The 9887-nt window shown below is 69.0% G+C and carries 8 protein-coding genes, 1 pseudogene and 1 CRISPR repeat array; of the genes and pseudogenes, 6 read left to right on the top strand and 3 right to left on the bottom strand.

The window, feature by feature from the left end:
• From pqqB to ACFWEP_RS25610, 5 genes and pseudogenes are all read left to right on the top strand, one after another.
• The coding region (pqqB, locus tag ACFWEP_RS25630; RefSeq protein ID WP_387373247.1) for a pyrroloquinoline quinone biosynthesis protein PqqB at positions 1–831 on the top strand (831 nt) is incomplete at its 5' end.
• Positions 828–1586 carry a pyrroloquinoline-quinone synthase PqqC gene (gene pqqC / locus ACFWEP_RS25625; RefSeq protein WP_387373245.1) on the top strand — a complete coding sequence of 253 codons (759 nt, stop codon included), beginning with the start codon at positions 828–830 and terminating at the stop codon, positions 1584–1586. The genes pqqB and pqqC, both read left to right, overlap by 4 nt.
• An 86-nt stretch (positions 1587–1672) precedes the next feature.
• The gene (pqqD, locus tag ACFWEP_RS25620) at positions 1673–1852 is read left to right on the top strand and encodes a pyrroloquinoline quinone biosynthesis peptide chaperone PqqD (RefSeq protein WP_387373250.1); all 180 of its coding nucleotides are present in this window, start codon (positions 1673–1675) and stop codon (positions 1850–1852) included.
• A complete protein-coding gene (gene pqqE, locus ACFWEP_RS25615; protein WP_387373248.1) occupies positions 1840–2970 on the top strand; it encodes a pyrroloquinoline quinone biosynthesis protein PqqE in 1131 nt (376 codons plus the stop codon). The genes pqqD and pqqE overlap by 13 nt, the downstream gene beginning before the upstream one ends.
• Positions 2971–3129: 159 nt before the next feature.
• A pseudogene (locus tag ACFWEP_RS25610) lies at positions 3130–3270 on the top strand (IS5/IS1182 family transposase); the annotation flags it as partial.
• Positions 3271–3368: 98 nt separating this feature from the next.
• Positions 3369–4129: a CRISPR direct-repeat array (repeat unit 29 nt; unit sequence CGGTTCACCTCCGCTCGCGCGGAGAGGAC).
• A 236-nt stretch (positions 4130–4365) separates the two neighbouring features.
• Here the strand turns inward: ACFWEP_RS25610 and ACFWEP_RS25605 are convergent.
• The 3 genes from ACFWEP_RS25605 to ACFWEP_RS25595 form a co-directional block, all read right to left on the bottom strand.
• On the bottom strand, positions 4366–5007 hold the full coding sequence (locus ACFWEP_RS25605; RefSeq protein WP_387373243.1) for a hypothetical protein: 642 nt from the start codon (positions 5005–5007) through the stop codon (positions 4366–4368).
• Positions 5008–5727: 720 nt separating this feature from the next.
• The gene (locus ACFWEP_RS25600) at positions 5728–6156 is read right to left on the bottom strand and encodes a DoxX family protein (protein WP_387373242.1); all 429 of its coding nucleotides are present in this window, start codon (positions 6154–6156) and stop codon (positions 5728–5730) included.
• A 276-nt stretch (positions 6157–6432) separates the two neighbouring features.
• Positions 6433–7839 carry a cellulase family glycosylhydrolase gene (locus ACFWEP_RS25595; protein ID WP_387373240.1) on the bottom strand — a complete coding sequence of 469 codons (1407 nt, stop codon included), beginning with the start codon at positions 7837–7839 and terminating at the stop codon, positions 6433–6435.
• Positions 7840–8844: 1005 nt separating this feature from the next.
• On the opposite strand from ACFWEP_RS25595, the gene ACFWEP_RS25590 reads away from it, so the two are divergent.
• Positions 8845–9887, top strand: a 1043-nt coding sequence (locus ACFWEP_RS25590) for a lytic polysaccharide monooxygenase (RefSeq protein ID WP_387373239.1), incomplete at its 3' end; no start/stop codon positions are given.

Here is a 9887-nt window from a genome sequence, read left to right as displayed (position 1 = left end):
GGTTGCTCCGGGGCACGCGCCCACCCCGACCGCCGCCGCACCCACGACTCCCTCGCGGTCCTCGGCCCCGATCCGTCTTCCTGGTTCCTGGTCAACGCCGGTCCCGACGTCGCGGACCACCTGGAGGCGCACACCGCGCTGCGCCCCGGACCGGGCGACGAACGCACGCCGGTCGTCCGGGTCCTGCTCACCGACGCCGAACTCGACCACACCATCGGACTGCTGAGGCTGCGTGAAGCCCGGCACATCGAAGTCCACGCCACCGCTCCCGTCCGCAAGGCGCTGCGCGAACGCCTGGCATTGGACACCACCCTCACCCCCTACACCACACTGAGCTGGCACGATCTGCCGCAAGCAGGCGAGAAGCCGACGGACGTCGCCGGTATCGAGGTGTCCGCCGTCCACCTCTCCGCCAAGCGTCCCCGGTACGCCGCCGACGCGCCCGAAGACAGCGGCTGGGTCGTAGCGGTCAGGCTGCACGACCCCGTCCGGGGCACCACGGCCCTGTACGCCCCGGCACTCGCCGAATGGAGCGAGGAGTTCGGCGAGGAGGCCGCCGCAGCCGACTGCGTCTTCGTCGACGGAACGTTCTGGGACGACGAGGAGCCCCGCCGACTGGGCATCTCCGCGCGCACCTCCACCGGGATGGGCCATCTGCCCGTCGAAGGACCCGGAGGCACTGCCGAACGCCTGGCCCCGCTGCGGGCCCGCTGCCTCTACACCCACCTCAACAACACGAATCCACTGGTCGACCCCTCCGCACCCGAGCGCGGCATCCTCGCCGACCGGGGACTCGAAGTGGCGCAGGACGGGATGGTGATCGAACTATGACGACAGCACCGGCCCGGCCCGGCCCGACAGCCGTACCCCCCGAGGCGCCGGACGACGGCCCGCTGCCCCCTGCCGCGTTCGAGGCCGAACTGAGGGAGCTGGCGCGGAGCCGGTACCACGACGCCCACCCGTTCAACGTGCGTATGCACCGGGGAGAACTCAGCCCGGACGAACTGCGCACCTGGGTCGCCAACCGCTTCCACTACCAGTGCAGCATCCCCGTGAAGGACTCACTGATCCTCGCCAAACTGCCCGAGCCGGCCATGCGGCGCTCCTGGCTCCGCAGGATCCAGGACCACGACGGGCTCACCGACGACGAGGGCGGCATCGAGCGCTGGATTCGGCTCGGTGAGGCCGTGGGACTGGACCGCGCGGAGCTGGAGTCGGGCAGGAACGTCCTGCCCGGGGTGCGTTTCGCCGTCGACGGCTACGTCAACTTCTGCCGGCTCAACCCCGCCCTGGAAGCCGTCGCCTCCTCGCTCACCGAGCTGTGCGCACCGAACATCATGATGACCCGCCTGGAAACGTTCCCCGTCCACTACCCCTGGATCGAGGAGTCCGGTCTCGCCTACTTCCGCAGCCGGGTTCCACAGGGGCGCCGTGACGGCGCCGAGGCGCTGACCTGGGTGACCGACTGGGCACGGACCCGCGAAGCCCAACTCCGCGCGCTGTCGGCACTGGCCTTCAAATGCGACGTCCTGTGGTCCCTGCTCGACGCCGTGGAGCACGGCGGCAGACCCGGGAGCGCACGGTGACCGCCCCGGACCCCTCCTGGTGCCCACGGAAGGTACCGGCGGTCGTACTGCGGCACGACCGGACACGCGGGAAAGACGTGCTGCTGATGCCCGAACGTGTCGTGGTGCTGGAGGGCAGTGCCCGCTGGGTGATGGAACTCTGCGACGGGACACGCACGGTGGCACGGATCACGGACGAGTTGCGGGAGCGCTTTCCCGGAGCTCCCGTCGATACCGAGGTGGAACCGTTCATCGAGCGGATCCGCCAGGAAGGCTGGATCAGGTGACCCCTGCGACACCCCCACCCCCCTGGGCGCTCCTGGCGGAGCTGACCCACGCCTGCCCGCTGCACTGCGGCTACTGCTCCAACCCACTTGAGCTCAACCGTCGTTCACATGAGCTGACGGCCGAGGAATGGGTGGATGTCTTCCTCCAGGCGGCGGAGCTCGGGGTCCTGCAGACCCATCTCTCGGGCGGTGAACCGCTGCTCCGGAGGGACCTGGAGGAGATCGTCGCGGCCGCCGAAGAGGCGGGCATATACACCCAGTTGGTCACCAGCGGCTCGGGGCTCTCCCGGGAGCGCCTCACCGCGCTCGCGGCGGCCGGACTCCGCAGCGTTCAGCTCTCCGTACAGCATGCGGACCCCGATGCCTCGGACCGCATCGCGGGCAGCAGGGCGTTCGCCGCCAAGGAGGCCGCAGCGGCACTCGTCCGGGAAGCGGAACTGCCACTCGGCGTCAACGTCGTCCTCCACCGGCACAATCTGGACGCGATCGACGGCCTCGTGGAGCTGGCCCTGCGCTGGAAGGCCGACCGCATCGAACTGGCCAACACCCAGTTCTACGGCTGGGGGCTGTTGAACCGGGAGGCACTCATGCCCGGCCGCGACCAAATCGCCCGCGCAGTCGAATCGGTGAGCCGATGGAAGGAACAGCTGGAGGGCCGGCTCGACATCGTGTGGGTCGCGCCGGACTACTTCGACGGGGTGGCGAAGCCCTGCATGGGCGGCTGGGGAGCGGTCTCCCTCACCGTCTCTCCCGACGGCACTGCTCTGCCGTGCCCTGCGGCAGCCTCGCTCCCGGGCCTCGACCCGGTCAACGTACGCGACCACGCGCTGCGCTGGATCTGGGAGAAGTCGAAAGCCTTCACCCTCTACCGAGGCGAAGAATGGATGCCCTCTCCCTGCCGGAGCTGCGAACGCCGCACCCAGGACTTCGGCGGCTGCCGCTGCCAGGCCTTCGCGCTCACCGGCGACGCGGCCCGCACCGATCCGGCCTGCGCACTCTCTCCGGACCATGCGATGCTGACCGCGCTCACCCGTACACCGCCCGGAGACCTGTCCGCGGTGGTTCCGCGCAGGCCGACCACCGCCCTGCGGTCAGCCGTTCCCGGTGCACTGACCTGATCGACGGGCGTGCTCGGGGCTGCTCCGAGGGTCATGGCAGCATCCGAGGTGTCCGTTGCGGCTCCGCGCCGTTCAAGGTGACGGAGAAGCCACTTGATTTGGGCGACTCGGCATTCTGTGAGACATGGTGGGGGTAGCTGAGCGGCTGGTTCGGACGAGTTGCGGGAGCTGTTCCAGCGGGTGGTGGCGGAGGCGCCGTCGCGTCCGCACAGCGGTGGTCGGCGTTGGCACGGCGACTGGGAAGTACTGGCCGCGATCGTCTTCGTGGCCACGCCGGTTGTAACCTGGCAGCACTTACCTTCGGCTTTGCGAGCGCCTGCCCGCACCGGTCCTCCCGGCCACTTCCCTGAAACCGCGGGGAAGGGTGCGCTGACCTGCGGCGATGGGGGCTGCCCTGTCGCTGCACCTCCGCCGGCGCGGAGAGGACCATGACGACGAGTACACCACCGCATGTTGGGTCGGTTCACCTCCGCTCGCGCGGAGAGGACGGCGTCGCGTACCAGGCAGGGCCCGTCGGCCGCGGTTCACCTCCGCTTGCGCGGAGAGGACGCCCGGGAGAGCTCCTCGAAGGGATCGGGCGCCGGTTCACCTCCGCTCGCGCGGAGAGGGCACCGCGACCCCGCCCACGATCAACGCCTGCTGCGGTTCACCTCCGCTCGCGCGGAGAGGACACTCAGTCGACCCGGTACGAACTCAACGGCACCGGTTCACCTCCGCTCGCGCGGAGAGGACATCGACTCCTCGCCGGTGGTCCGGCGCACCGTCGGTTCACCTCCGCTCGCGCGGAGAGGACAACGCGACGCCGTACTTGGCGACGGACGCCGCCGGTTCACCTCCGCTCGCGCGGAGAGGACTGCCGACACCGCAGGTCACCTCGGAGAGGAGCCGGTTCACCTCCGCTCGCGCGGAGAGGACGATCGGAGAACCACCATGAAGCCGGGCGGCCTCGGTTCACCTCCGCTCGCGCGGAGAGGACACCAGCGCGCATCACTCGGCGGCGTCAGCAGTCGGTTCACCTCCGCTCGCGCGGAGAGGACCTGGCCTTCTGCGTGTCGAGCTTCGCCTGTACCGGTTCACCTCCGCTCGCGCGGAGAGGACTTCCGCGCATCGTCTCGTTCGCCACGTCGAAGCGGTTCACCTCCGCTCGCGCGGAGAGGACCCTTTTTGACCTGCGACGCTATAGGAGGTTTGCCATTTCTTGACTTTCTCTGCGGAGGGCAATGGAAGCGAGTCCGTCGAAGTGCCAGCGGCGACGGTGGCCCAGAGTTCGTCGCGGACCTCGGCGGAGGCGAGGTCCGCGCTGCAGACTCGTGATGCCCGGCCATATGCCCCCGGAGACACCATAGTCCCGGGTCGGACAGCACAGGGCTCCTCGCGGCTGCGATGCCTGCCAGGTCAGCCTCCGTAGCCGTCATCGTTCGCCCGCTTCCGGTGACGATCAGGGTCATAGATCGCGGTGAGAAACGGCGTGATTCCGAGGGCGTAGAAGCCGTACTCCAACTGCTGGTACCACGCTCGTTGGCGCTCGAGCTCCTTGGACACCTGAACCGGCGCCCCGCCGGCATGGTCGCCGGTCGACACCATGACGACGAACGACGTGCCCTCGTCTGCTGGGTCGGACGGATTAGCGATCACCGTAAAGTCCCAGGTTGCGGCACCCGGGACGTCCGAGCCGTCTGCCAGGCGCCGCAGGACGAACGTCGGTTGCGGTAGCAATACTCCGGACTGTGCCCGGATCGCCATCGTCGTCCCCACGAGCCGCCAGGGTGGCTCTGGGCGTGTGTGGCAGACGTCGGAAAAGAGTTGCTCCCGCAGTTCTGAGTACCTGGCGGCTGTATGAGCCAACGCTCTTGTATCTTCCGCCAGTTGACGACTGGTGTCGCAACTGTCGAGCAGGCCGCTCAATGAATGGAGTCCGTCTCGGACCCATGGCTTGAGGAAGCGGTCGAGGGCACCCAGCCGGTAGGCGTCTTCGGCCGACTCGGCGACCAGAAGCGCGCCACGCGCCAGGGCCTGATACCTGTCTGTGAGATCCATCGAGCCCCTCCCCGTGACGACGATTGCCCCTCACCGTATCGATCAACAAGGCGACAGCGAAGGTCAATCGGACAGGGCGCGAGATGACCCGTTGAGCTGCTCCGTCCCCCAGTGCCCTTGACAAATTCGAACATATCGCTCTACGGCACGTGAGCCTCGTGATTTTCGGCCAGGCGTCGGCCGGCGACCCGTCACCCGGTCTGTGGTGCAAGCGTCGTGCTCTCCGCGCGAGCGGAGGTGAACAGGGACAGGCCGCCGGAACTCATCGCCCGGTCGGGTGAAGAGGTCGCCCAGGCTCGCCAGGACAGGGGCGAAGGGAACGCCTTCGGCGAAGCGGCGAGGTTCGACGGGTGCCGTCTGCGGGCTCCCCGACTCCCTGGCGTCCCGCTGATGGCGCGGGGCAACAGGCGCGATCCGGGGACGGGCAGGTGTCTGCACGTCCCCGGAGGTAGGGGCGGTGGTGCGGCGGCCTGGTCCTGTTGGCGCCGGCCGGGCGTTCACCGACCGATCGACGGTTCCGGCGCCCCTGACGGCGACCTTGAAGTGTGGCCATCCCGAGCGTGTTCAGTAGCCCCTCCGACGGTACCGCCGCCTGGACGGCTGACCGCCCCGGCCTCGTGGCCGCCGTTTCCGTGGGTGCGGAGCCGGTCGGCGCGGGGCCACCACGGAGGCCGCGGTCCCGCCGGCTCCGCCCGGCATTGCCGGACACCGGGCGGCGGCTCAGTGCCGGGTGAGAGGCGCCTCCACCCGTGCGTCCCCTCGTGCCGAGACCTGCTCCAGGGCCCAACGGCCCGGACCCATGGCGGCGATGAGGAGAAACGCCCAGCAGAACATCGCGGCTGCCTCGCCGCCGTTCTCGATGGGCAGAAGCGCGGTCGACTGGTGGGTGCCGAAGTAGGCGTACGCCATGGAGCCGGAGCAGACCACCGCCGATGCCCGGGTGCCGTAGCCCACCAGTACCAGGACGCCGCCGGCTAACTGGATGAGCGCGGCCCACCAGCCGGGCCACTCCCACAGGCGCGGGGACGCGCCGTGCGGGCCGCCGAAGACGTCGAACAGAGCCGCTGCTCCATGACAGGCGAACAGCAATCCGACGACGACGCGGAACAGCCCGAGTACACAGTCACGGTTCTTGTCGAGCAGACCCATTGGTTTCCTCACTCTCGCGTGATCTCGCGTGATCCCGGACGGGGGGGGCGTCCGTCCGGAAGGGCAGGGGCGGTTGGGAGTGTGCCGACACCGCTCCTCGATGCGGTCGGCGGCGGCAAGCAGGCGTCAAGCAGGCGGCGAGCGTGCGGTGAACAGCACGACGTCCCTGCGGCGTGTCTTCAAGTCGCCGTCAGCAGGAAGGGCGCAGTAGGAGTGCTTCCCGCGACGGACGGGGCTTCGGCGCGGCCGGAGCCCCGTCGCCGGTCGGCGGGTGGGTCAGCTGGTGGGGAAGTTGTCGGCGGTGCTGATCCGGCTCTTGAGCAGCGTGCCCGACTCGGTCAGCACGCCGCTGCTGCTGTAGTCGCTGCCGTCGCAGGTGCCGGGCTGGAACGCCGCACTGCTCTCGGCGGCGTCGCTGTAGGTCCAGTTCGCGTAACCGATCTTCAGCTGGTCGAGCAGGTCCAGCCAGGCCGTGGTGCTCGACCGGTCCAGCGCACCGCCACCGGTGGCGCTGACGGTTCCGAACTCCGTCACGAACATCGGAAGCTGGGTGGCCGCCCGGCTCAGCGCGGCACGGTAGTTGTCCTTGTGGCTCGCGGCGTAGAAGTGGAACGCGTACATGATGTTTGCGGCGTTGACGGGGTTGTTGACGACCTCGCTCTCGCCGGAGCCGTCGGAGACCCCGAGCGAGGACCAGCCTCGGGTGCCGACGACGACGACGGCGTCCGGGTCGGCGGCCCGGATCACCGGGATGACCTGCTCGGCATAGCTCTTGATGGCCGTCCAGCTCACGCCGTTGGGCTCATTGGCGATCTCGTAGATCACGTTCTTCTTGGCCGCGTTGCGGGCCGCGACGGACGCGAAGAACGTCTTCGCGCGCGCGAGGTTGTAGTTCGGGTCACCGGGCGTCAGCGTGTGGAAATCGATCAATGCGTACATGCCGCGGGCTTCGGCCATGTCGACGAGGCTGTTCACCCGGTTGGTGAAGCCCGCAGGGTCGGTCTCGTAGCCGTCTTCCTGCACGTACATGGCGACGCGCAGCAGGTCCGCTTTCCAGTCCCGCGCCAGGGCGTCCATGGACGCGTCGTTGTAGCAGCCGCTGAACCACTGGATCCCGTGGGTGCTCATCCCGCGCAACTGGATAGGGCGGTTGTACTGGTTGCACAGGTTCACTCCGCAGACGTGCACCTGTCCGTTGACCCCCACAGGGGTGCCGGTACTCGGCTGGGGTGTGCCGGTGCTCGGCTCGGGCGTCGGCCCGGGTGTCGGCTCCCCGCCGACGGAGCCCGTGCAGGCGACGCCGTTGAGCGTGAACGCCGTGGGCTTCGGGTTGGCACCGGTGAAGGATCCGGTGAATCCCACCTCGACCGCCGCACCGGTGGCCAGCGCGCGGTTCCAGTCGAGGCCGACGGTGGTGACCGTGGAACCGGACTGCGTCCAGGTGGCGTTCCAGCCCTGGACGAGCTTCTGTCCCGCGTCGGGCATGGCGAACCTGAGCGTCCACGCGGACACGGGATCGCCCAGGTTGGTGATCTTCACTCCCGCCTGGAAGCCGCCCTGCCACTGGCTGGCGATCGTGTAGTCGACCTTGCATCCGGCGGCAGCCACCGCCGGGGGACTGAGCAGAGCCGTGAGGCCCAGGATCGTCGCGCAGGTCGCCAGTAGAGCCAGTAGACGTTTCACGGCTTTCTCCTCGTGCAGGGGGACGCGATGGGAGCGCTCCCGAAATGCCCTGCCCCGGGCGCGGTCCGCCTCGCCCGGTCGGCAGTACCGGCCTGGGATGCGGGCCGGTGCGGAGCTGGCCAGTCAGGTTCATGACATTTTCCCGTGGACCGATCATGCCGGTCCCTGAGGTCTTCGGGATCCACGGCTGCGGGAGTGCGGGGGAGTGCGGGGCCGCATTGCCGGGGAAACCAGAGTGGGAGCGCTCCCACCTTCAGGGGTCGCGCGATGCACCGTCAAGCTCTTGGACACGATTCGCCGTCGCCGGTGTGTGCGGGGAGTCGTTGCGCGCCCCCGTGCCGTGGTGGTGGTGCACCGGGCTCGCCTCTCGCGCGGCCGCGTGTATACCGTCCGACCGGGGGTGGCGCTTCGTCCTTCGGCGGGCCGGGAGCGGCCACCGGGTCGGGTGGTGCCGTCGCCGAGGTGTCGTCGCGGCGAGAGTCGTCCGGCGGGTCGAGTGGTGCGCCGGGTCGACTCCCGGCGGCTCACGTGGTGCCTGCGGGTGCCCGGCGCACCGCCGGCCGTGAACCAAGTCGCCCCTGGAGGTGCCCGGTTGTCCCGTACCTGCCCGAGCGTTTCGGGAGCGCTCCCATGTTTCCGGCGGTATGCGGAGGAGTTCCTGTCGAATCTCGTCACGTGGTTGTCCCGTCGATTCGGATCCCGTCCGCACGTACTCCCGTTCGACGGGTTGTCAGGGACACGGCGACACTCCTACAGTCTTCTGTGAACCCGTATATGGGAGCGCTCCCAAATCCAGCGGTAGGCGCTCCCGATCGCCCCATCCGGCCACCCTCCTGGAGAGGCCCCGCATGCGAGCGCTTCCCACGGCTCGATCACCGCGCGCACCGGCTCGGCGGAGGGGTCTTCGCCGAGCGGGCGAGGTTCTCGTCACCGGACGGAGCGCAGGAGGAAGGCCTGACCGTAGGACGACCCCCACCCCTCCAAAAAAAGGCACTGGAGACTTCCATGGCTCACCGCAAGAAACGACTCGTCTCCCTGGCGGCGGTGCTCGCGACGCTGCTCGGCGGAATCGGCCTGGCCTTACTGGGCCAGGGCAACGCGCAGGCGCACGGCGTGGCGATGGCGCCGGGATCGCGGACGTACCTCTGTTGGCTGGACGCGAAGACCAGCACCGGATCCCTGGACCCCACGAACCCGGCGTGCAAGGCCGCGCTCGCCGAGAGCGGCGCGAACTCGCTGTACAACTGGTTCGCCGTTCTCGACTCCAACGCCGGTGGGCGAGGCGCGGGTTACGTACCGGACGGAAAGCTGTGCAGCGCCGGTGACAAGTCGCCGTACAACTTCACCGGCTACAACGCCGCCCGCGCCGACTGGCCGCGCACGCACCTGACGTCAGGCAGCACGATCGAGGTCGATCACAGCAACTGGGCCGCGCACCCAGGCGAGTTCCGGGTGTACGTGTCCAAGGCCGGCTATTCCCCCAGCACCGAACTGGGCTGGGACGACCTGGAGTTGATCCAGACCGTCAGTAACCCTCCGGCGATCGGATCGCCGGGCACGGACGGCGGCCACTACTACTGGAACACGACCCTGCCGTCGGGCCGTTCGGGTGACGCGGTGATGTTCATCCAGTGGGTGCGCTCGGACAGCCAGGAGAACTTCTTCTCCTGCTCCGACATCGTCTTCGACGGTGGCAAGGGTGAGGTCACGGGTATCCGCGGCTCGACCGGCACTTCGACGCCGACTCCCACGCCGACTCCCACCCCCACGCCCACGCCGACTCCCACCCCGACCCCCACTCCCACGCCGACGCAGACCCCGACCGATCCGCACACCGGGTGCATGGCCGTCTACAGCGTGACCAACTCCTGGAGCGGCGGTTTCCAGGGGTCTGTCGAAGTCATGAACCACGACACGACGGCGCGTGACGGCTGGGCGGTGAAGTGGACGCCCGGCACGGGCACCAAGGTGAACAGCGTGTGGAACGGTGCGTTGACCACGGGGTCCGACGGCACCCTGACGGTCAAGAACCTCGACTACAACCGCAC

This window comes from Streptomyces sp. NPDC060198, from assembly GCF_042728415.1.
Lineage (GTDB): Bacteria > Actinomycetota > Actinomycetes > Streptomycetales > Streptomycetaceae > Streptomyces.
The sequence above is the reverse complement of the archived record's forward strand: the minus strand, read 5'-3'. Positions and strand labels throughout refer to the sequence as shown.

What these genes read in the sequence shown, in the direction of transcription:
- pqqC (WP_387373245.1), top strand. Translation starts at nt 828, where the DNA reads ATGACGACAGCACCGGCCCGGCCCGGCCCGACAGCCGTACCCCCCGAG.
- pqqD (WP_387373250.1), top strand. Translation starts at nt 1,673, where the DNA reads ATGCCCGAACGTGTCGTGGTGCTGGAGGGCAGTGCCCGCTGGGTGATG.
- ACFWEP_RS25605 (WP_387373243.1), bottom strand. Translation starts at nt 5,007, where the DNA reads ATGGATCTCACAGACAGGTATCAGGCCCTGGCGCGTGGCGCGCTTCTG.
- ACFWEP_RS25600 (WP_387373242.1), bottom strand. Translation starts at nt 6,156, where the DNA reads ATGGGTCTGCTCGACAAGAACCGTGACTGTGTACTCGGGCTGTTCCGC.